Below are 277 nucleotides of genomic sequence, written 5' to 3'. Positions count from 1 at the left end.
GGGGCATCCATCGAAACCTTCTCCTCGTGTAGCGGGGACTCACGCGTGTCTAGCGTGCCTACATAGTTGCCAGAAAAAACCCCGACCTGCCGACGAATTACGACAAACGCTTGCGCAAATACGACACACCCCACAGCCGCGCCCCGCGGGCCGCGGCGCGCGGCGGCCCCCGATTGCGGCGACGCACTACGCGCAGCGTCAGCAACGACGGGCATCGCGTCCCGGACTTGTGCGCAGCAGTGCGACGCGCAACCCGCGCAGTCGGGCGAAAAAACAC

At 65.7% G+C, this 277-nt stretch carries 1 pseudogene; it reads right to left on the bottom strand.

What is annotated here, in order from left to right:
* Positions 1 to 42: 42 nt before the first annotated feature.
* Positions 43 to 171: pseudogene (locus SB816_RS31225) on the bottom strand (glycine/betaine ABC transporter ATP-binding protein); the annotation flags it as partial.
* Positions 172 to 277: the final 106 nt, after the last annotated feature.

The sequence above is a fragment of the Achromobacter sp. SIMBA_011 genome (genome assembly GCF_046535435.1).
Taxonomy (GTDB): Bacteria; Pseudomonadota; Gammaproteobacteria; order Burkholderiales; family Burkholderiaceae_B; genus Achromobacter; species Achromobacter dolens.
The sequence above is the reverse complement of the archived record's forward strand: the minus strand, read 5'-3'. Positions and strand labels throughout refer to the sequence as shown.